Source organism: Pseudomonas sp. MF09150 (assembly GCF_059862355.1).
Window position 1 is genome coordinate 220,304 of the sequence record NZ_JCBCUS010000002.1, and the last position, 20,587, is coordinate 240,890.

Consider the following 20,587-nt stretch of genomic DNA (forward strand, 5'->3'; position numbering starts at 1 on the left):
CATCCGTGAATATGCGTCCTGACTCCAGCGCTGTAGCGTCGATCTACGCGTTAAATCGCAGATCGAGCGCTCTAACCCGCATTAATTGAGATTTTCTACCAGCAACGCATCCACCCGCTGGAATCCACGTGGCAATTTATTACCACGGCGTCCACGATCGCCCTTGTAATGCTCCAGGTCATCGGCCTTGAGCGACAAGGTACGTTTACCGGCCTGCAACACCAGGGTTGCGCCATCGGGTAGCACGGCAATATCAGTGACATATTCCTCACGGCTGGCTACGCGCTCGCCGGGAATGCCAATGATCTTGTTGCCCTTGCCTTTGCCCAACTGCGGCAGATCGCTGATCTTGAAGATCAACAGGCGACCTTCGGTGGTGACCGAAGCCAGCCAGTTCTGCTCGCGGTCGGCGACCGGGCGTGGTGGCAGCACCTTGGCGTTGTTGGGCAGGCTTAACAGCGCCTTGCCCGCCTTGTTCTTGGCCTGCAGGTCTTCACCCTTGACCACGAAACCATAACCGGCGTCAGAGGCGATGACATACAAAGCATCGTCTTCAGGGAGCAGTACACATTCAAAGTTCGCCCCGGGTGGCGGTGTCAGACGGCCGGTCAATGGCTCGCCCTGGCCCCGTGCCGACGGCAGGGTGTGCGCAGCCACCGAATAGCTGCGGCCAGTGGAATCGATAAACACCGCATATTGGTTGGAACGCCCCGGCGCCGAGGTCTTGAAGCCGTCACCGGCCTTGTAGGAAAGCCCGGTGGCGTCGATGTCATGGCCCTTGGCTGAGCGCACCCAGCCTTTTTCCGAGAGTACGACCGTCACTTTCTCGTTGGGCAGCAGATCGTGCTCGGTCATGGCCTTGGCTTCGGCGCGCTCGACAATCGGCGAGCGGCGATCGTCGCCATAGGTTTCGGCGTCCTTGATCAGTTCGGTACGCACCAGCTTCTTCAGCTTGGCTTCGCTGTTGAGCAAGGCTTGCAGCTTGGCCTGTTCCTTGAGCAGCTCATCTTGCTCGGAACGCAGCTTCATCTCTTCCAGCCGCGCCAATTGACGCAAGCGGGTGTCGAGGATGTAGTCGGCCTGGATTTCACTCAGGGCAAAACGCGCGATCAGGCTGGCCTTGGGGTGCTCCTCGGTGCGGATGATGTGAATCACTTCATCCAGGTTGAGGTAGGCAATCAACAAGCCGTCCAACAGGTGCAGGCGACGCTCGACCTTGTCGAGGCGGAATTGCAGGCGGCGACGCACGGTCTGCACCCGGAATTCCAGCCATTCCACCAGCAGCGCGCGCAGATTTTTCAGCTGCGGCTTGCCGTCCAGGCCAATGATGTTGATGTTGACCCGGTAGCTCGACTCCAGATCGGTGGTAGCAAACAGGTGCTGCATCAGCGCTTCGTGATCGACCCGGCTATTGACCGGAATGATCACGATACGGCAAGGGTTCTCGTGGTCCGACTCATCGCGCAGGTCCGCAACCTGTGGTGCTTTCGACGGCTTGGCCTGCATCATGGCCGCGATCTGTTCCAGGACCTTGGCCCCGGAAACCTGGTGCGGCAGTGCGGTGACCACGATATCGCCGTCTTCGACGTGGTACACGGCACGCATGCGCACCGAGCCCTTGCCGGTTTCGTACATTTTCAGCAGATCGGCGCGCGGGGTAATGATCTCCGCTTCGGTCGGGTAGTCCGGACCCTGGATGTGCTCGCACAGCTGTTCGACCGTAGCCTTGGGTTCATCCAGCAGCCTGACGCAGGCAGTGGCGACTTCACGCAGGTTGTGCGGCGGCACGTCGGTGGCCATGCCCACAGCGATACCGGTGGTGCCATTGAGCAGGATATTCGGCAAACGTGCCGGCAACACCAGGGGTTCGTCCAGGGTGCCGTCGAAGTTCGGCCCCCAGTCCGCGGTGCCCTGGCCCAGTTCGCTGAGCAGCACCTCGGAGTAACGGGACAACCGCGCCTCGGTATAACGCATGGCCGCGAAGGACTTGGGATCATCCGGCGCACCCCAGTTGCCCTGCCCGTCCACCAGCGTGTAGCGATAGCTGAAGGGTTGAGCCATCAGCACCATGGCTTCATAGCAGGCCGAGTCGCCGTGGGGGTGGAACTTGCCGAGCACGTCACCGACGGTACGCGCGGACTTCTTGTGCTTGGAATCAGCGTCCAGCCCCAGCTCACTCATGGCGTAGATGATCCGCCGCTGTACGGGCTTCAGGCCGTCGCCGATATGCGGCAGGGCACGGTCCATGATCACGTACATGGAGTAGTTGAGGTAGGCATTTTCGGTGAAGTCAGCCAGTGACCGGCGCTCTACACCGTCCAGGCTGAGATCAAGGGAGTCGCTCATGCGGGCCTCATCAGTTCGTTGTCTGGCGCAGCAGCAAAGTGCCGCCACGCTGGGTAAATTCAAGTTGTTTCAAAGCGCTCATGCCCAGCAGCACTTGTTCACCGTCCAGCCCCGGCGCAACCAGCGCCCGGACATCACGTAAAACGATATCGCCCAACTGCACGCGGTCGAGGCGGGTTCGATAGCCCTCGCTGCGACCATTGGCAGTGCTCAGGGTTACCGGGGAGCCTTTCTCCAGCCCCAGGCGCTCGGCCAGGCGGGTGGGAATCGCCACATCGGTGGCCCCGGTGTCGAGCATGAAATCCACCGGCTGGCCGTTGATCTGGCCGCTGGCGACGAAATGTCCCTGGCCGTTTCCGACCAGTTTCACTTCGATGTAACCCTCGTGTTGTTGCGAAGTGACGACAGCGTTGGGGTTCTCCTGCCGCCGCTCCCACTGCGAAAAAAACTGCGTGGCCAAAAACAGACCGGCGGCCCAAGCCAGGATCAGCATGATCCTCCCTGCACGACTGCCCGGCTGTCGGCTCATGATTTGTCGCTCCAGCCACCTTGCGGGGCGGCAAAGCGCCAGACGATCGGCCTGCTCTCGCCATCGACCCGGGCACCGTTGTTGTTGTCGAGGCCGATCCAGGCGCCATCGGCATCCACCAGCAATGCTTCGGCCAGGCCGTACGCCTGTGGATACTGGCGATTCTCTACCAGCGCCTCGGCGGCAAACGACCAGCACCGCTCGACCTTGGCCGTTTGCGCATCCCGGCGGCAGATCCGATAGGCGTTGCGCTCCAGGGTGAATAACTTGCCCTCGAACAAGGCCAAATCGGCAAAGTCCCGAGATACCGCGCGAGCCTTGGGCATCTGCGCCGGCTGCATTTCCACACCCGCCTCGCTGAGCAATACGCAGGCGCCGTCACAGTTCCAGACACTTTGTTCGCGCTTGATCAGCAACAACCCACGGCGCTCGCGCTCGGCCGCCAGCCATAAGCGGTTACCTTCCGGGTTGACCGCCAGCCCCTCGAACAAGGCATTGAAGTGCAGCAACATGCCACTGGCCCGGGCCTCACGCACCAGGATCGGCGAGATTTTCAGCCAGTCCGGCCGCCCCGTTACCGGCACCTGCAGCACCGTGGCCTCGGACTCACTGACGATGTACTTGTTGCCCGCGCCATCGCAGGCGATGCCTTCGAAATCCAGCTCGCCCCCGCGCACCAGCGAGGTCGCCCAGGTGCGCGACTTCAGGCCCCAGGGCAAGCCTGCATCCGGCACCGCAGGCACCTCGATGTGCACGGTCTCGGCCTGCCACACCGTGTCCCGGGTATCGAGACGATAGATCTGATCATCATCACGGTCGGAGACCGTCCACAGCTCATTGCCGCACAGCGCCAACCCCGACAGGTTGCCGCCGCGCATGCCTTCGACCGGGTGTTCGGCAAGCAATTTCAGCTCGGGTACAGGCTCTGCCAGCACCGACGTCGCCACCAGCGCCAAGGCCAGGGCAAAGCCTCTGCGCATCAGCCCAGAACCTCCGCCAGGTTGCCTTTGGATTCCAACCAGGACTTGCGGTCGCCGGCGCGTTTTTTCGCCAGCAGCATGTCCATCATTTCCGAGGTCGCCTCGAAGTCTTCGAGGGTCAACTGCACCAGGCGCCGGGTATTGGGGTCCATGGTGGTTTCGCGCAGTTGCGGCGGGTTCATTTCACCCAGCCCCTTGAATCGAGTGACCTGGGGTTTGCCGCGTTTCTTCTCGGCCACCAGGCGATCGAGAATGCCATCGCGTTCGGCCTCGTCCAGGGCGTAGTAGATCTCTTTGCCCAGGTCGATGCGGTACAGCGGCGGCATGGCGACGTAGACGTGGCCGGCATCCACCAGCGGGCGGAAATGCTGGACGAACAACGCACAAAGCAGGGTGGCGATGTGCAAGCCGTCGGAGTCGGCGTCGGCGAGGATGCAGATCTTGCCGTAACGCAGCTGGCTCATGTCCGCTGCGCCCGGATCGACACCGATGGCCACGGCGATGTTGTGCACTTCCTGGCTGGCCAGCACTTCGCTGCCGTCGACTTCCCAGGTGTTGAGGATTTTCCCGCGCAGCGGCAGGATCGCCTGGAATTCCTTGTCTCGCGCCTGCTTGGCCGAACCACCCGCGGAATCACCTTCCACCAGGAACAGCTCGGAACGCATCGGGTCCTGCCCGGCGCAGTCGGCCAGCTTGCCCGGCAGTGCCGGGCCTTGGGTGATGCGCTTGCGCTCGACCTTTTTACTGGCCTTCAAACGACGGCCGGCGTTGTTGATCGCCAGTTCCGCCAGTTGCAGGCCCAGCTCCGGATGCTCGTTGAGCCACAGGCTAAAGGCGTCCTTGACCACACCCGAAACAAAGGCCGCCGCTTCACGGGACGACAGGCGCTCTTTGGTCTGGCCGGAGAATTGCGGCTCCTGCATCTTCATCGACAGCACGAAAGCGATGCGTTCCCAGACGTCCTCCGGAGCCAGCTTGACCCCGCGCGGCAGCAGGCTGCGGAACTCGCAGAATTCGCGCATCGCATCCAGCAGGCCCTGGCGCAGGCCGTTGACGTGGGTCCCGCCCTGCGCCGTAGGGATCAGGTTGACGTAGCTTTCCTGCACACTGTCGCCACCCTCGGGCAGCCACAGCAGGGCCCAGTCCACCGCCTCCTTGTTACCGGCCAGGCTGCCGCAGAAAGGCTCGTTGGGCAGGCGTTCGAATTCGCTGACCGCGTCTTCCAAGTAGGAGCGCAGGCCATCTTCGTAGTGCCACTCGACCTTCTCGCCGGTGGACTTGTCCTCAAAGCTGACCAGCAGCCCCGGGCACAGTACGGCCTTGGCCTTGAGCACGTGCTTGAGGCGGCTGACGGAAAACTTCGGTGAATCGAAATACTTCGGGTCCGGTGCGAAATACACGCTGGTCCCGGTGTTGCGCTTGCCAACGGTACCGATCACTTCCAGGTCGGTGGCTTTATAGCCGTCAGCGAAGGTCATCTGGTATTCGTTACCGTCGCGCTTGACCTTGACCCGGACCAGGGTCGACAAGGCGTTGACCACCGAGATGCCCACGCCGTGCAAACCACCGGAGAACTGGTAGTTCTTGTTCGAGAACTTGCCGCCGGCGTGCAGCTTGGTGAGGATCAGCTCGACACCGGGAACCCCTTCTTCGGGGTGGATATCCACCGGCATGCCGCGACCATCGTCGGACACTTCAAGGGAGTGATCGGCATGCAGGATGACCTGCACCGACTTCGCATGCCCGGCCAAGGCCTCGTCGACACTGTTGTCGATGACTTCCTGGGCAAGGTGGTTCGGCCGACTGGTGTCGGTGTACATGCCCGGGCGTTTGCGCACCGGGTCGAGGCCCGAGAGGACTTCGATGGCGTCTGCGTTATAAGAGCTAGCGCTGGGAGTGGCCATGGGGTCTCGTCGTTAGTCGTTCAATGAAAATAGAGGCGCGGCTTCACAGTGCAGTGAAATCGATCGCCTGGTACTGATCTGTGCCAATGCCGGCAAAACTCAACAACGCCGGTAATTGTCCGGCAAAACCCTGGAAACCGTGGTCGCCGCCGGCTTGAATGCGCAAGGCACAGGCACGGTAATACAGCTGAGCGCTGCGATAGTCCAGAGTCTCGTCACCCGTCTGCAACCACACCTGATAGCGCTGGGGATCCTGGGGCGCCGGTACTTCCAGTTCGGCCAGGGCCGCTACATGGTCGTGGGTCAGTTCCCAGGTTTCATCGGTGTACAGGTTTTTCTGCGTGCCCAGGTAGCCGTCGAACATCCGATGCGGACTGACAGCGGGGTTGACCAACAGGGCTTTCAGGCCATGGCGCTCGGCAAGGTGAGTGGCATAGTAGCCGCCGAGCGAGCTGCCGACCAGCAATGGCCTTCCGAGCTCGGCAATCGCCTGCTCCAGCTGGACCATCGCCTCGCGCGGGTGATGATGCAGGGCCGGAACCCGCAGTTGATCGGACAGCCCCAGGGTGCTCATCACCGAACTCAACTGACTGGCCTTCTGCGACGCCGGTGCGCTGTTGAAACCGTGGATATACAGGATCGAACCGGACATGCGAGCTCCCTAGGCATCAAGCAAAGGGCGCAGTTTACAGGGAGTCTGGCGGATTGACTTGCCTTCAGGTGTATCGACTTGTCCCGCCGTGGCGACAGGCACCCCGGGCTCAGTAGCCGTCGCTGCCGTAGTCGACCTCGAAATCAAAGCCGGTCACCCGCTCGACGCCGGTTTCCAGGCCGCCATCGGGCAGCAACCGCAGCCAGCGATAACCCGGCGCCCGCTCATCGACCTTGAAATCTTCACTGCCGGGCTCGAACTGAATGCAGGTCGAGGGCGATGCCAGCAACCGCAGGCTGCCGTGCAAGCGGTCGATCTCCTGGTGCACATGGCCCCAGAGCACCGCCCGCGCCTGAGGGAAGCGCTCAAGGACGGCGAACAGCGCTTCGCGGTTGCGCAGGCCGATCGGTTCCATCCACGCACAGCCAATGGACACCGGGTGATGGTGCAGGCACACCAGGTGATGGCGATCAGGCGCCTCGCTCAAGGAACGGACCAGCAATTGCAGCTGCTCATCCTGCAGATAACCCGGCACCGAGCCCGGCACTGCCGAGTCGAGCAGGGTGATGCGCCAATTGCCGATGTCCACCACCGGCTCGAGCAGCGGGCTTTGGGTGACGGCCTGGGCCATGACCTGGGGCTCATCGTGATTGCCCGGGATCCAGCGCGCCGGGGCGGCAATGGACGCGCTCATCTGGCGAAAACGCTGGTAGGACTCCAGGCTGCCGTCCTGGGACAAATCACCGGTGGCCAGCAGCAAGTCGATCTTCGGTTGCTGGGCCAGCACCAGTTCGATCACCCGTTGCAGGCTGTCGCAGGTATTCATGCCCAGCAGGGTGCCGTCCGCCTCGGCAAACAGGTGGCTGTCGGAGAGTTGCACCAGCAACACGCTATCGTCGGTGGTCAGAGTGGATACGCTCGGCAAGGCGGTCTCCCAGGGCGTGTCACGGGATATAAAAGGTGGCGCAATTATGCTGGGGGAAATTCAAAAGAGGAAACTGGCGAACCGGACGCAGTTCACAACTACCGCACTGCTTCGAATTCATGGCCGCAGGCCAGGCAATGGCTCAGCCATTCACCGAGGAATACGTTGAGCTGGGCCTTCTCGTCCGGTTGGTGCATGTGTGCATTGGGATAAGGATAAATGCCGCGAAAGCGCCGGGCATGTTCGGCGCTGATCACTTCAGCCATGCGCGCATCGTGGTACACCTGCACTTCCAGCTGCGGCACCGGCAGCCACGGCAGGCTGTGTTCCTGGCGCACCTGCAAGGTGGTGGTATAGGGGCAGGCCTGCAGCACTTCGAGGGCCAGCACGCCAAGCATCTGGTCACCCTGGGTCACCGCAATGCGCCGGGCGACCGGCTGGTTGCGCATGTCGGGCAAGACGCGCATCAAGCGCGCGTAGTTGGCCTCGCAGGAGGTTTGCAGACCCACCAGATCGACCCGATAGCGGTCGCGTTGCTTGTTTACGACCATAGCCCCCTCACTTCAGCGCGATTCAGAGCCAGCCATTGCAAGGCAATGATGCTCGCCGCGTTGGAAATCCGCCCATCCCGTACCGCCTGCAGCGCGTCTTCAAAAGCCCAGACCGACACGCGTATGTCTTCACCCTCCTCCACCAGCCCGTGCAGGCCGCCGACGCCACGGCTGTCGCAGCGCCCGAGAAACAGATGAACGAATTCAGTGCTGCCCCCCGGCGATGGAAAATATTTGGTCATCGGCCACAGCGCACTGATGTCCAGCCCAGCTTCCTCCTGCGCCTCGCGGTGAGCAACCTGTTCCGGTTGTTCGTCCTTGTCGATCAGGCCAGCCACCAGTTCGATCAGCCATGGGTTGCCGGTCTTTCCCACGACACCGACGCGGAATTGTTCGATCAGCACCACTTCATCGCGCTGCGGGTCGTAAGGCAGCATGCACACGGCATCATGACGCACGAACACTTCACGGCTGATCTCGTTGCCCATGCCACCGGCAAACAGCTCATGGCGCAGGTGCAGCCGATCGAGCTGATAGAAGCCCTGGTAGCATTTCTCGCGGCGGACAATATCGACCGCGCTCGGCGTGGCGTTGGCAAAGTCAGTCATAGCAATCCTCGTCTACTGCCTGTTCTTGCGAGGATCCCCCTCGACTTCGCGCCATCCTAACGCGCTCGTGACCCCGGATGCAGCCCCTTTCCTGTCAGCGGGATAGACGGCGAGGGGGCAAACCTAATCTAATTGCCTGTATTGAGCTTAGTGGCGAACTGACTGCCTCGCCGACAGTCGAAGCCGGTAACTTTCGCTCCCCCCTGGTTTATGAAGGACGCCCATGTCGCTTGCCAAAATCGCCTCCGTGGCCTGTATCGCCCTGACCCTGGGCGCCTGCCAAAGCCTGTTCCAGCCCAGCTACAAGACTCCGCTGAGCACCACCAGCGACAAGTCGGAGCAGATCAAGCCCGGGTGCAATGCCCCGGACTGCCCGCTGGTCAATATCGACACCGTGCATTTCCCGGACGAGCCGCAACTGGACGCCGTCATCGAAAAGCGCCTGTTGCAGATGACGCGTACCAGCCCGCAAGACTCGGTTCCGGCCACACTCAGCGCCTATCGGCAGACGTTTTTACGCGAAGCCCCCAGCCGCAACAGCATGTACCTGCAAGCCAAGGTACGTGAGCAGCATGACGGCTTGGTGATCATCGAGCTGGCCAGTTATCTGGATACCGGCGCCGCCCATGGCACGCCGGGCCGCGGCTTCATCAACTATTCACGGGCGCAGCACAAGGCGCTGAACCTCGCCGACATGCTGTTGCCGGGGCAGGAAGACAACTTCTGGAAGGCCGCACAAGTGGCACACAACAGCTGGCTGATCAGCACCAAGCTGGATCAGGAGCCGGAGTACATCAAGAGCTGGCCCTTCCAGAAAACCCCGAATGTGGCGCTGACCTCCGGCGGCGTGATCCTCAAGTACAACGTGTCGGTGATCGCGCCTTACGCCCTCGGCCACGTTGAACTGAAGATCCCCTACAACCGCCTGAACGGCATCCTCAAACCCGAGCTGTTTCCCGCCCGTAACTGAAGGCACGGCCCAGCAGCCATTGCAGCAGCCCTGCCAGAATCAGCGACGGCAGGGTTGCGCCGACATCCGGGTAGAAGTTGGCCAACAGGTGATAGGTGCTGACCCCACCCAGCCAGGCCAGCAGCGCCGGCCAGCGCAAGCTCGCAGCCGAAACCTGGGCGCTGCGTCTGCGCAGGATGAAGTGATCCACCAGCACCACGCCGAACAGCGGCGCGAATACCGAGCCGATCAGCAGCAGGAAGTTCTGGTACTGCGCCAGCGGTGCCAGGCAGGCGATCACGGTGCAGAGCACGCCGATGGCCAGGGCCAGGTGCTCGACCTTAAGGCGCAATAGAATCCCGCTGGAAACCGCCGCCGAGTGAATGTCGGCGAAGGCGTTTTCCGACTCATCCAGCAGAATCAGCAACAGTGGAATCCCCAGGCCGGCCCCCGCCAACGCCAGCAGCAGCGCATTGACCTCGCCGTTCGGAGCAAAGGCCAGGGTGTAGGCCACGCCCAGGCTCATCAGCCACAAGTTACCGATAAAGAAGCCCAGCGCGGTGCCGCCGAACACGGTCCTGGCGCGCTTACCGAAGCGTGAGTAATCGGCAATCAGCGGCAGCCAGGACAGCGGCATGGCGATCGCAATGTCAAAACCCACGGCAAACTGCATCGAACCGTCACCGGCCTGAGCCCACAGGGCCGCCAGATCGACCTTGGCCAGCAGGTTCCAGGTCAGCCACAGGCAGGCCGCCAGCAGCAGCCAGATGCCCCATTTGCGCAGGATCTGGCGGACAAAGGTCAGCGGGCCACTGACCGCGAGCAGGGTCGCCAGGGCACCGAAAAACAGGGTCCAGAGCACGGGGTTGCTCCACAGGCTGCCTTCGCTGAAGGCGCGGGCGCCGAGCAGGCTGGCCGCATCGCGCATGACGATGATTTCAAACGATCCCCAACCCACCAGCTGCAGCAGGTTGAGCAACGCCGGCAGACTGGCGCCACGGTTGCCGAGGCTGAGCTTGAGCGCCGCCATCGACGACAGGCCGGTGTCACTGCCGATCACACCAACCGCCGCCAGCAGCAGCACGCCCACCGCCGTGCCGAAAAAAATCGCCAGCAACGAGCCGGACATGCCCAGGCCAGGCGCCAGCAAGGCACCGGTCTGCAACACCATCAGGCCGATGCCGAGGGAAAACCACAGGGAAAACAGATCGCGGCCGCCAAACACACGCTTGTCGGTGGGCACCGCGATATCCGGGGAATAGGTGCTGGATTGAATGCTCAAGGGGAGAGACTCAGAGAGGGACAGAGAAACGCAGCAACAAGCTTCAAGCTGCAAGAAAAGGCGCGGCGCCCTCGCTTGCAACGTGCAGCCTGCCGCTTGCGGCTTAAACCTTCTTGTACAGCTGGCTGCCTTCCTGCTTGAAGCGCTCGGCCTGTTCCGCCAGGCCTTGGGCGACGTCCACGTCGATGGCTTCGATCCGCTGGTTGGCCGCGTACTCACGGACTTCCTGGGTGATTTTCATCGAGCAGAACTTCGGCCCGCACATCGAGCAGAAATGCGCGACCTTGGCCGAATCCTTCGGCAGGGTTTCATCGTGATACGAGCGCGCGGTGTCCGGGTCCAGGCCGAGGTTGAACTGGTCTTCCCAGCGGAACTCGAAGCGCGCCTTGGACAGGGCGTTGTCGCGGATCTGCGCGCCGGGATGGCCTTTGGCAAGGTCGGCCGCGTGGGCGGCGATCTTGTAGGTGATGATCCCGGTCTTCACGTCATCCTTGTTCGGCAGGCCCAGGTGTTCCTTGGGCGTGACGTAGCAGAGCATGGCGCAACCGAACCAGCCGATCATCGCCGCGCCGATGCCGGAGGTGATGTGGTCGTAGCCCGGAGCGATGTCGGTGGTCAGCGGGCCAAGGGTGTAGAACGGCGCCTCGTCACAGCACTCCAGCTGCTTGTCCATGTTCTCCTTGATCAACTGCATCGGCACGTGGCCCGGGCCTTCGATCATGCACTGCACGTCGTGCTTCCAGGCGATCTTCGTCAGTTCGCCGAGGGTTTCCAGCTCACCGAATTGCGCGGCGTCGTTGGCGTCGGCAATCGAGCCCGGACGCAGGCCATCGCCCAGCGAGAAGCTGACGTCGTAGGCCTTCATGATTTCGCAGATGTCTTCGAAATGGGTGTAGAGGAAGTTCTCTTTGTGGTGCGCCAGGCACCACTTGGCCATGATCGAGCCGCCCCGGGAGACGATGCCGGTCACGCGCTTGGCGGTCAGCGGCACATAGCGCAGCAACACGCCGGCGTGGATGGTGAAGTAGTCCACGCCCTGCTCGGCCTGTTCGATCAAGGTGTCGCGGAACAGCTCCCAGGTCAGGTCTTCGGCGGCGCCGCCGACTTTTTCCAGGGCCTGGTAGATCGGTACGGTGCCGATCGGCACCGGCGAGTTGCGGATGATCCACTCGCGGGTTTCGTGGATGTGCTTGCCGGTGGACAGGTCCATGACCGTGTCCGAACCCCAGCGGATACCCCAGGTCAGCTTCGCCACTTCTTCTTCGATGGACGAACCCAGGGCGCTGTTGCCGATGTTGCCGTTGATCTTCACCAGGAAGTTACGGCCGATGATCATCGGTTCCAGTTCGGTGTGGTTGATGTTGGCTGGAATGATCGCGCGACCGCGGGCGATTTCTTCACGGACAAATTCGGGGGTGATGATTTTCGGCACGCTGGCGCCAAAACTGTGGCCGGCATGTTGCTGATCGAGCAGGCCGGCAGCCCGGGCCACTTCAAGCTTCATGTTTTCGCGGATGGCGACGTATTCCATCTCGGCGGTGATGATGCCCTGGCGCGCGTAGTGCATCTGGCTGACGTTGGCCCCGGCCTTGGCCCGGCGCGGGTTGTTCACGTGGGCGAAGCGCAGCTTGGTGAGCTCGGCATCGGCCAGGCGCTCCTGGCCGAAGTTGGAGCTCAGGCCGGGCAGGCGCTCGGTGTCGCCACGGGCTTCGATCCACGGCGAACGCACATCGGCCAGGCCTTTGCGCACGTCGATGATGACGTTGGGGTCGGTGTACGGGCCCGAGGTGTCGTAGACCACGACCGGCGCGTTGATCTCGCCGCCAAAGTCGGTCGGGGTCACATCGAGGCTGATTTCGCGCATTGGCACGAGGATGTCCGGGCGCGAGCCCTGGACGTAGATTTTTTGCGAGCGAGTAAAGGGCTGAACCGATTGCTGATCGACCTTGGCCGAGTCACTCAGGTTGGTTGCGCTTTTTAGTTTTGTAGTCATCACGGGCTCTCCAGACAGCATCCAGGCAGTGGATTTTTGTCGGAGCGAACCTGTAACGAATGGACGCACGCGTCACTGAAAAAACCAGTGGGTGCTGTGCTCAGTGCTCGAGGGGTGTTCGATTGTCGAACAACATCCCGGACGAAGCACAAGAGGACTCGCCGGGTGACGAGAAATCTTGTTCCCTACGCAGGCGCTAACCTGATCAGGTTCAACGGGATCCGGATTATCCGATCTCAGCCTCATAGCAAGGCACCCCGACAAGAACTCGCGCAGTCTAGACCAAAGTCCGCGCCCAATGCCAATGCCCGTGCAATCAGCATGATGAATGGCGTAATTGCAGGATTGTTGCGACAGGTCAGCACATCTACACTCGCGGGGCTGTGCAGCGCCTTGACGCTCCACGGGCCGCGCCGTAGCCTTGGCGCTTGAATTATCGCCGTAATATCAACTCTAGGGATCGTCTCATGCTGCGCAAACTCTCACTGGCCCTTGCCGTGTCTTGTGCGTCCAATGGATTGGCCTGGGCAGCAGAAGCGCCCTTAACCACCAAGACCGATCTGGTCAGCGTCTACCAGGAAGCCGTGGACAACAACGCCGACCTGGCCGCCGCCCGCGCCCAATACGGCGCACAGAAAGAAGTCGTGCCTCAGGCACGTGCCGGCCTGCTACCCAATCTTTCGGCCGGCGCCGACATGAACAACACCCGAACCAAGTTCGACGAACCTTCGATGACCGCCACCCGCAGCGGCACCGTGTACCAGGCGACCCTGGCTCAACCGTTGTTCCGCGCCGACCGCTGGTTCCAACTGCAAGCCGCCAAAGACATCAATGAACAGGCGGCCCTGCAACTGTCGGCCACCGAGCAGAACCTGATCCTGCAGTCCGCCGAAAACTACTTCGCAGTGCTGCGTGCCCAGGACAACCTGGCCTCGACCAAGGCCGAGGAATCGGCCTTCAAGCGCCAGCTGGACCAGTCCAACGAGCGCTTCGATGTCGGCCTCTCGGACAAGACCGACGTCCTGCAATCCCAGGCCAGCTACGACACGGCGCGGGCCAACCGGATCCTCGCCCAGCGCCAGGTGGACGATGCCTTCGAAGCACTGATCACCCTGACCAACCGCGAGTACAACTCGATCCAGGGCATTGTCCACACCTTGCCGGTATTGGCGCCGACGCCGAATGACGCCAAGTCCTGGGTCGACACCGCCGCCCGCCAGAACCTCAACCTGCTGGCCAGCAACTACGCGGTCAGCGCCGCCGAAGAAACCCTCAAGCAGCGCAAGGCCGGCCACGCACCGACCCTGGACGCAGTAGCGCAGTACAAGAAAGGCGATAACGACGCCCTCGGCTTCAGCAACCCCAACCCCCTGGGCCAGCGCTATGGCAGCGACGTCGAGCAGCGCACCGTCGGCCTGCAGCTGAATATCCCGATCTTCAGCGGCGGCCTGACCAGTTCCCAGGTGCGCGAGTCCTATTCGCGCCTGAGCCAGACCGAACAGCAACGCGAAGGCCTGCGCCGGCAGGTGGTGGAAAACACCCGCAACCTGCACCGCGCGGTGAATACCGATGTCGAGCAGGTGCAAGCCCGGCGCCAGTCGATCATCTCCAACCAGAGCGCGGTGGAAGCCACCGAAATCGGCTACCAGGTGGGCACGCGCAATATCGTCGATGTACTCGACGCCCAGCGCCAGCTGTACACCTCGGTGCGCAACTACAACAACAGCCGCTACGACTACATCCTCGACAACCTGCGCCTGAAGCAGGCTGCGGGCACCCTGAGTCCGGGCGACCTGCAGGACCTGTCGCGCTACCTCAAGGCCGATTACAACCCGGACCGCGACTTCCTCCCGCCGGATTTGGCCAAAGCCGCGCAAGAGCAGCTTAAAGCCCGCCCTTGAACCCACCGACAGAAAAAAAGGCCACCCAAGCGGGTGGCCTTTTTTATTGCCGCCTGCGGCTACAGTGGCTCATCTGTGGCCGAGGCACGAGGCTGCGCTGGCCATAGGGAACGCCGGAGGTACCTCAGGAGTATCCCCAGCGTCGATTCGGGCCAGCGCAGCCTGCGGCAGCGGCTCCAGGTCAGCGGGGGTTGAGGAGGCGGTCGAGGCCGTCGAGCAAGCGTTGCAGGGCACCCTGGTTGGCCGCCATGACCTTAAGGCCCGCGTCGGCCATTTTCTGCGCATCCCGTGGCAGCTCGAACAAACGCTGCACCGCCACCGCCAACCCCTCGGCATCGTCGACCTCTTGCAAGGCCCCCGCCTCGCGCAACATTGCGGCGATTTCCAGGAAGTTGAACAGGTGCGGCCCGCTCAGCACCGGCTTGGCCAGCGCCGCCGGCTCCAGCAGGTTATGCCCGCCGTTGCTGACCAGGCTGCCTCCGACAAAGGCGCTGTCGGCCAGGGCGTAGAGAAACAGCAACTCGCCCATGGTGTCGCCCAGCAGCACCGACGTGCTGCGGGTGACCGGCTCACCGGTGGAACGGCGAATGGTCTCGAACCCTTGCTCGCGACACAGTTCGAACACCGAGTTGAAGCGCTCCGGATGACGCGGCACCACAATCAGCAAGGCATCCGGATGGCTCGCCAACAACTGACGATGGGCATTGAGCACCACCTCGTCTTCACCTTCGTGGGTACTGGCAGCGATCCATACCGGACGCTCCACCGCTCGCCACTGCTGGCGCAGCTCACTGGCCCGCACCAGCAATTGCGGGTCGATCGTCAGGTCGAACTTGATCGAACCCGTGACCTGCACCGCCTCCGGGCGCGCGCCCAGGCTCAGGAAGCGCTCAGCCTCGGCAGCGGTCTGCACCGCCAGCAAGCTCATTTCCTCGAGCATCGGCCGGGTCAATCGGGCAAACCGTGCGTAGCCCCTGGCCGAACGCTCGGACAAGCGCGCATTGGCCAGCGCCACCGGGATGCCGCGCTTGGCGCATTGGTGGATGTGATTGGGCCAGAGCTCGGTCTCCATGATCACCGCCAGCCTCGGCTTTGCCCGGTCGAGAAAGCGCGCGGCGGCACAGGGCAGGTCATAAGGCAGATAGCAGTGCTGGATTCGTGGCTCATTGGCGAACATCGCCTGGATCCGCTCCGAGCCGGTCGGGGTCATGCAGGTCACGGTGATCGGCAGTTGCGGGTAGCGCGCCAGCAATGCCCGGATCATCGGCGCCGCCGCAATGCTTTCGCCCACCGACACCGCGTGCACCCAGATCCCGCCCGGCTGCAACGGCGGCAGGCCATAGGAAAAGCGCTCGCCAACGCGCTTGGCGTAAGCCGGCGCCTTGCGCGCACGCAGCCATAGCCGAATCGCCACCAATGGCAGCCCCAGGTAAAACAGCGCGGTATACAGAGTTCTATTCATGGCGGCGGAGTTTATCGGCTTTTGCCGCCGATAGCCTGCAAGTGCACGGCAAAACGTTCCGCTAGCCAACGCGCCGCAGGTCCAAGCGGCTCATCGCGACGCCACACCAGCTCGACCACCAGCGCCGGGGGCGTCCACTCACTGCTGAGCTCGACCATCTGGTCCTGATACGCCGGGTACTGCACCACATGCCGTGGCAACCAGGCCCACCCCAGGCCGCGCACCAGCCACTCGGCCATTACATAGAAACTGTCGGCGCGCCAGACCTGGGGGCTGGCAGCCTCGCTGCCGGGGTAGACGCTGGATTGAGTCGACATCAATAGCTGGCGATGCTGCGCCAACTGCTGGCAATCCACCCGCGCCTGCCGGGCCAGTGGGTGCGCCACGCCGCACACGGTGACCATTTCCACACTGCCCAATACCCGACGCTCCAGGGCCTCGGGAATCTGCTCGTGATAAAACAGCAACCCGAGATCGGCCCGGCGCTCCACCAATTTGCGCGCCACGTCACCCTGGGCGGCACTGGTCAATTGCACTTCGATACTGGGGAACTGCAAGGCCAGGGCCTCGAAACTGTCGACCACCGCCTGATAGGGCATCGCCTCGTCCTGCGCCACCCGCAGCCGCGGCTCCTGGCCGCGCATCATGGCCAGCGCCCGACCGTTGAGGCGCTCGCACTGGCGCAATACTTCCCGCGCATCTTCGAGCAACGCCTCGCCGGCCTCGGTCAAGCGTGGCTGACGCCCGCTGCTACGCTCGAACAGACTCAATCCCAGGTCCGCCTCAAGCAAAGCAATCGCACTGCTGACCGCCGATTGCGCCTTGCGCTGATCCCGCGCCGCAGCGGAAAAGGAGCGCAGTTCGGCGACGCTGATAAACAACTGCAGATGTTCCAGATTCCACTGCACACTCATGGCGCAACCTATCTTCAATTCAGATAGGTAATGACTTTACCGCATCTGGGCGCACTCTAAAATGCCGACCTCATCCAGCACGCACCACCACGAGGAAGTCCCCATGAACGCTTACACCTACCTGGCCATCGCCATCTGCGCCGAAGTGATCGCCACCGTTTCGATGAAAGCGGTCAAAGGCTTGAGCACCCCGTTGCCACTGCTGCTGGTCATCGTTGGCTACGGCATTGCGTTCTGGATGCTGACCCTGGTGGTGCGTACCGTCCCCGTGGGCGTGGCCTACGCGGTATGGGCCGGCATGGGCATCGTCATGGTCAGCGTCGCGGCGCTGTTCATTTATGGCCAGAAACTCGACCTGCCGGCCATGCTCGGCATGGGCCTGATCGTCCTTGGCGTGGTGGTGATCCAGCTGTTTTCGAAAACCGCCGGGCACTAGGAAAACAGCGGCAAGCGACAGGCTTTGCGCGGCAAGAAAGGCGACACGCTTGCAGCTTGCGGCTTGAAGCTTGAAACTTGCGCCTCCGTTTTGTTTCCCGAGGTCGCCGCATGCCATCCGTTATTTCCACCGACGTGCTGATTGTCGGCGCTGGCGTCGCCGGCCTCTGGCTCAACGCGCGCCTGCGTCGCCAGGGCTTCTCGACGGTATTGGTGGAAAGCGCCAGCCTCGGCGGCGGGCAGAGCGTGAAGTCCCAGGGCATCATCCACGGCGGCGCCAAGTACGCCCTGCACGGTGCCCTGACCGGCGCCTCCGAAGCCATTGCCGATATGCCACGCCGCTGGCGCGAAGCCCTGGCCGGCACCGGCGAGCTGGACCTGTCGGGGGTACGCCTGCTGTCCGAGGCCCACTACCTGTGGTCCCCCGGCACCCTGGCCGGCAACCTCACCAGCTTCTTCGCCAGCAAGGCGGTGCGCGGCCGGGTCGACCAGGTCAAGGGCGAGCAGTTGCCGCCGGCACTGCAGGATCGCCGGTTCAAGGGCAAGGTCTATCGCCTGGCCGAGCTGGTGGTGGACGTGCCCAGCCTGATCGAACGCCTCGCGGCGCTGGCCGGCGACGGTTTGCTGGCTGGGCAGAAAATCGAGCCCCTGGTGGAACACAACGCCCTGGTCGGCCTGCGGGTCGATGACCGCGAGATTCGCGCGCAACGCATCGTGCTCAGCGCCGGTGCCGGCAACGCCGCGCTGCTGGCCAACCTCGACCTGAGCCAGCCGGCCATGCAGAAACGCCCTCTGCACATGGTGCTGGTCAAGGGCCCGAGCCTGAAGCCGCTGTACGCCCACTGCCTCGGTGGCGGCCCCAAACCGCGAATCACCGTCACTACCCACCCGGCCGCCGATGGGCAATGGGTGTGGTACCTGGGGGGCGATATCGCCGAAGCCGAAGGCGTGGCCCGGGAGCCGGCGGCGCAGATCGCGGCGGCGCAAAAAGAGCTGGGCAACCTGCTGCCCTGGGTCGACCTCAGTCAAGCGCGCTGGGCCACCCTGCGGGTCGATCGGGCCGAGCCGGCGCAATCGGGGCTGACCCGCCCGGACAACGCCTTCCTCGCCGAAGAGGGCCGGTTGCTGGTGGGCTGGCCGACCAAACTGGCCCTGGCCCCGGACTTCGCCGACCGGGTACTGGCTGCCCTGGAGCGCGATGGCATTCGTCCGGGCCCCGCCACCGACCTGCCTGACCTGCCCAAACCGCCCCTGGCCCAACCCGCCTGGGAGCAACTGCTGCCATGAGCCTCGCGACCCTGCACCCGTTCCACCGCCCCCTGGGCGACACCGGCCTGGTGGTCTCGCCCCTGGGCCTGGGCACCGTCAAGCTCGGTCGTGACCAGGGGGTGAAGTACCCCAATGGCTTCCAGATTCCCGATGACGACGAAGCGCGCATGCTGCTGAAAATGAGCCGCGACCTGGGGATCAACCTGATCGATACCGCGCCGGCCTATGGCCGCAGCGAAGAGCGCCTGGGCCCGTTGCTGCGCGGGCAACGCCAGGACTGGGTGATCGTCAGCAAGGTCGGCGAGGAATTCAGCGATGGCCAGTCCCGGCACGACTTCAGCGCCGAGCACACACGACGCTCGGTGGAGCGCAGCCTGCAACGGTTGGAAACAGACTTCATCGACCTGGTGCTGGTGCACTCCGACGGCAACGACCTGATGATTCTCGAACAGTGCGAGGTCTACCAGACCCTGGCCGAGCTCAAGCGCGAGGGCAAGATCCGCGGTTTCGGCTTCTCCGGAAAAACCGTCGAAGGCGGCCTCAAGGCCCTGGAGCACGGTGACTGCGCAATGGTCACCTTCAATCTGAACGAACGCGGCGAGCAGGCGGTCATTGAATATGCCGCTGCCCACGGTAAAGGCATCCTGGTAAAAAAAGCCCTGGCCAGCGGCCATGCGTGCCTGAGCCCGGGGGTCGATCCGGTGCGGGCCAGCTTTGAACTGCTGTTTGACCAGCCCGGTGTTGCCAGTGCTATTGTCGGGACCATCAATCCACTGCATCTGGCGCACAATGTGGCCACTGTGGCGCAGGTCCTGCGCAAAAACTGATGCCGCCCATGCGGCCGACCCCGACGCAAGAAGGAGCCGACATGCCGCGCACGCTCATAAGAAAGAACCCCAGCAACTTCAAGACCCTGCCCCTGTTCGTCGAAGCGACTCCCGAAGGCCTGAGCTACCAGAGCGTCGGGATGCCGCTCAATTTCTCCCAAACCCTGCAACGCCGGCGCCCGGTCACGGTGGAAGACGCCGAGCGCTTTTCCGTGGAGCTGGCCAACCTCGGGGTCTCGGTGCGCCTGACCCTGCACTGGCAAAATCGCGATTACTGGGTGCTGGTCCGGCAACGGCGCCAGGACCGTGGCGACGTGGTGCTCAAACTCATATCCGGCTACGTGCCCGCCCAGGAGCTGAACCTGCCGCTGCACACCGCGATTCAGGAGATCGCCGAGGAGTGCCTGCTGGAAACCCCCGAGGGCTGGCTCAGCGGCCGTTTCAACGACACCTGGCTGCCAGCGCCCTACGCCAACGCACTGCATTATCGCGAAGCCCTGCCCTTTCGCCTGACACCGCTGTCCGGCGCTGCCCGCCCGGTGCGCTGCGCCAACCTGCAATTGATCGAGCGCCCGCGGGCCTACGTGCACTTGCCGACCGCGTCGCTGCAACTGATTTACGACCTGCGCCTAGAGATCCCCAAGGAGGCCAAGTCCCTGAGCCTGTTCCATGTCGATGAACGCCTGGAAGGCGACCAACTGGTCGCACGCCTGGACCGCAAGCGCCCGGACCTGTACCTGATGCCCTTGCAGGACGGCCAGCCCTGCGCCGAGCTCTACACCCTGAAAAAGGACCAACTGCAACCCGCCAGCACCCGCGGTTTATACCTGGCGGAAAGCTTCGCCCAACAGGACGGTTGGCTGGTGCGTGATGAACGGATTCGCTGGAAGGATTGGCTGCGGCAGCAGGGCCTGAGCGCACCGGAAAAGGACTCGAAACTCAAACGCCTGACCGGCAGGGCGCGGCAGATACTGCGCAAGATCGTGCCGGCCAAGGCCAGCCGGCAGCGTTGAAGGCCGCCACGCCGCTCCGGCATCGGAGTCGGCATGGCGCCCAGCGG

Annotated in this window: 18 protein-coding genes and 1 riboswitch; of the genes, 6 read left to right on the top strand and 12 right to left on the bottom strand. The window is 63.1% G+C overall.

Features of this window, described 5'->3' with window-relative positions:
- Positions 1-81 precede the first annotated feature (81 nt).
- The 8 genes from parC to AC19YX_RS10565 form a co-directional block, all read right to left on the bottom strand.
- Complete coding sequence (parC, locus tag AC19YX_RS10530) at positions 82-2,346, bottom strand: DNA topoisomerase IV subunit A (protein WP_500606209.1); 2,265 nt, start codon at positions 2,344-2,346, stop codon at positions 82-84.
- 10 nt (positions 2,347-2,356) lie between these two features.
- On the bottom strand, positions 2,357-2,875 hold the full coding sequence (locus tag AC19YX_RS10535) for a retropepsin-like aspartic protease family protein (RefSeq protein WP_020299456.1): 519 nt from the start codon (positions 2,873-2,875) through the stop codon (positions 2,357-2,359).
- Positions 2,872-3,855, bottom strand: a complete 984-nt coding sequence (locus tag AC19YX_RS10540; protein ID WP_201129185.1) for an esterase-like activity of phytase family protein — start codon at positions 3,853-3,855, stop codon at positions 2,872-2,874. Before AC19YX_RS10540 ends, AC19YX_RS10535 begins: the two co-directional genes overlap by 4 nt.
- Positions 3,855-5,759 carry a DNA topoisomerase IV subunit B gene (gene parE / locus AC19YX_RS10545; RefSeq protein ID WP_020299458.1) on the bottom strand — a complete coding sequence of 635 codons (1,905 nt, stop codon included), beginning with the start codon at positions 5,757-5,759 and terminating at the stop codon, positions 3,855-3,857. Before parE ends, AC19YX_RS10540 begins: the two co-directional genes overlap by 1 nt.
- A gap of 43 nt (positions 5,760-5,802) precedes the next feature.
- Complete coding sequence (locus AC19YX_RS10550) at positions 5,803-6,411, bottom strand: YqiA/YcfP family alpha/beta fold hydrolase (protein ID WP_078469538.1); 609 nt, start codon at positions 6,409-6,411, stop codon at positions 5,803-5,805.
- A gap of 109 nt (positions 6,412-6,520) precedes the next feature.
- The gene (cpdA, locus tag AC19YX_RS10555) at positions 6,521-7,336 is read right to left on the bottom strand and encodes a 3',5'-cyclic-AMP phosphodiesterase (RefSeq protein ID WP_421548878.1); all 816 of its coding nucleotides are present in this window, start codon (positions 7,334-7,336) and stop codon (positions 6,521-6,523) included.
- A 98-nt stretch (positions 7,337-7,434) separates the two neighbouring features.
- Positions 7,435-7,887, bottom strand: a complete 453-nt coding sequence (locus AC19YX_RS10560) for a DUF1249 domain-containing protein (RefSeq protein ID WP_500606210.1) — start codon at positions 7,885-7,887, stop codon at positions 7,435-7,437.
- Complete coding sequence (locus AC19YX_RS10565; protein ID WP_078469535.1) at positions 7,878-8,495, bottom strand: NUDIX domain-containing protein; 618 nt, start codon at positions 8,493-8,495, stop codon at positions 7,878-7,880. Before AC19YX_RS10565 ends, AC19YX_RS10560 begins: the two co-directional genes overlap by 10 nt.
- 223 nt (positions 8,496-8,718) lie before the next feature.
- Between AC19YX_RS10565 and AC19YX_RS10570 the strand changes: the two genes are divergently transcribed.
- On the top strand, positions 8,719-9,465 hold the full coding sequence (locus AC19YX_RS10570; RefSeq protein ID WP_500606211.1) for an RsiV family protein: 747 nt from the start codon (positions 8,719-8,721) through the stop codon (positions 9,463-9,465).
- Here AC19YX_RS10570 and cytX read toward each other — a convergent pair.
- Complete coding sequence (gene cytX / locus AC19YX_RS10575) at positions 9,434-10,726, bottom strand: putative hydroxymethylpyrimidine transporter CytX (RefSeq protein ID WP_500606212.1); 1,293 nt, start codon at positions 10,724-10,726, stop codon at positions 9,434-9,436. The two genes, AC19YX_RS10570 and cytX, sit on opposite strands and share 32 nt — an antisense overlap.
- A gap of 103 nt (positions 10,727-10,829) precedes the next feature.
- A complete protein-coding gene (gene thiC / locus AC19YX_RS10580) occupies positions 10,830-12,719 on the bottom strand; it encodes a phosphomethylpyrimidine synthase ThiC (RefSeq protein WP_020299465.1) in 1,890 nt (629 codons plus the stop codon).
- Between the two features lie 165 nt (positions 12,720-12,884).
- Positions 12,885-12,989, bottom strand: a riboswitch (TPP riboswitch).
- A gap of 197 nt (positions 12,990-13,186) precedes the next feature.
- Between thiC and AC19YX_RS10585 the strand changes: the two genes are divergently transcribed.
- Positions 13,187-14,620 (top strand): TolC family outer membrane protein, encoded by a 1,434-nt coding sequence (locus AC19YX_RS10585; protein WP_020299466.1) that lies wholly within the window; start codon positions 13,187-13,189, stop codon positions 14,618-14,620.
- Positions 14,621-14,801: 181 nt separating this feature from the next.
- Here AC19YX_RS10585 and waaA read toward each other — a convergent pair whose 3' ends face one another.
- The gene (gene waaA, locus AC19YX_RS10590) at positions 14,802-16,082 is read right to left on the bottom strand and encodes a lipid IV(A) 3-deoxy-D-manno-octulosonic acid transferase (RefSeq protein WP_500606213.1); all 1,281 of its coding nucleotides are present in this window, start codon (positions 16,080-16,082) and stop codon (positions 14,802-14,804) included.
- A gap of 11 nt (positions 16,083-16,093) precedes the next feature.
- Positions 16,094-16,996, bottom strand: coding sequence for a LysR family transcriptional regulator (locus tag AC19YX_RS10595; protein ID WP_078469531.1), 903 nt, complete (start codon positions 16,994-16,996; stop codon positions 16,094-16,096).
- 103 nt (positions 16,997-17,099) lie between these two features.
- Between AC19YX_RS10595 and AC19YX_RS10600 the strand changes: the two genes are divergently transcribed.
- The 4 genes from AC19YX_RS10600 (at position 17,100) to AC19YX_RS10615 (ending at position 20,540) form a co-directional block, all read left to right on the top strand.
- A complete protein-coding gene (locus AC19YX_RS10600; RefSeq protein WP_078469530.1) occupies positions 17,100-17,432 on the top strand; it encodes a DMT family transporter in 333 nt (110 codons plus the stop codon).
- A gap of 110 nt (positions 17,433-17,542) precedes the next feature.
- Entirely contained in the window at positions 17,543-18,718 is a 1,176-nt protein-coding gene (locus tag AC19YX_RS10605; RefSeq protein WP_078469529.1) for an FAD-dependent oxidoreductase, read from the top strand.
- On the top strand, positions 18,715-19,527 hold the full coding sequence (locus tag AC19YX_RS10610) for an aldo/keto reductase (RefSeq protein ID WP_500606214.1): 813 nt from the start codon (positions 18,715-18,717) through the stop codon (positions 19,525-19,527). The genes AC19YX_RS10605 and AC19YX_RS10610 overlap by 4 nt, the downstream gene beginning before the upstream one ends.
- Positions 19,528-19,568: 41 nt before the next feature.
- On the top strand, positions 19,569-20,540 hold the full coding sequence (locus AC19YX_RS10615) for a hypothetical protein (RefSeq protein WP_020298916.1): 972 nt from the start codon (positions 19,569-19,571) through the stop codon (positions 20,538-20,540).
- Positions 20,541-20,587 lie beyond the last annotated feature (47 nt).

Coding starts and splice junctions, on each gene's coding strand:
- parC (WP_500606209.1), bottom strand. CDS start 2,346: ATGAGCGACTCCCTTGATCTCAGCCTGGACGGTGTAGAGCGCCGGTCA.
- AC19YX_RS10535 (WP_020299456.1), bottom strand. CDS start 2,875: ATGAGCCGACAGCCGGGCAGTCGTGCAGGGAGGATCATGCTGATCCTG.
- AC19YX_RS10540 (WP_201129185.1), bottom strand. CDS start 3,855: ATGCGCAGAGGCTTTGCCCTGGCCTTGGCGCTGGTGGCGACGTCGGTG.
- parE (WP_020299458.1), bottom strand. CDS start 5,759: ATGGCCACTCCCAGCGCTAGCTCTTATAACGCAGACGCCATCGAAGTC.
- AC19YX_RS10550 (WP_078469538.1), bottom strand. CDS start 6,411: ATGTCCGGTTCGATCCTGTATATCCACGGTTTCAACAGCGCACCGGCG.
- AC19YX_RS10560 (WP_500606210.1), bottom strand. CDS start 7,887: ATGGTCGTAAACAAGCAACGCGACCGCTATCGGGTCGATCTGGTGGGT.
- AC19YX_RS10565 (WP_078469535.1), bottom strand. CDS start 8,495: ATGACTGACTTTGCCAACGCCACGCCGAGCGCGGTCGATATTGTCCGC.
- AC19YX_RS10570 (WP_500606211.1), top strand. CDS start 8,719: ATGTCGCTTGCCAAAATCGCCTCCGTGGCCTGTATCGCCCTGACCCTG.
- thiC (WP_020299465.1), bottom strand. CDS start 12,719: ATGACTACAAAACTAAAAAGCGCAACCAACCTGAGTGACTCGGCCAAG.
- AC19YX_RS10585 (WP_020299466.1), top strand. CDS start 13,187: ATGCTGCGCAAACTCTCACTGGCCCTTGCCGTGTCTTGTGCGTCCAAT.
- waaA (WP_500606213.1), bottom strand. CDS start 16,082: ATGAATAGAACTCTGTATACCGCGCTGTTTTACCTGGGGCTGCCATTG.
- AC19YX_RS10595 (WP_078469531.1), bottom strand. CDS start 16,996: ATGAGTGTGCAGTGGAATCTGGAACATCTGCAGTTGTTTATCAGCGTC.
- AC19YX_RS10600 (WP_078469530.1), top strand. CDS start 17,100: ATGAACGCTTACACCTACCTGGCCATCGCCATCTGCGCCGAAGTGATC.
- AC19YX_RS10605 (WP_078469529.1), top strand. CDS start 17,543: ATGCCATCCGTTATTTCCACCGACGTGCTGATTGTCGGCGCTGGCGTC.
- AC19YX_RS10610 (WP_500606214.1), top strand. CDS start 18,715: ATGAGCCTCGCGACCCTGCACCCGTTCCACCGCCCCCTGGGCGACACC.
- AC19YX_RS10615 (WP_020298916.1), top strand. CDS start 19,569: ATGCCGCGCACGCTCATAAGAAAGAACCCCAGCAACTTCAAGACCCTG.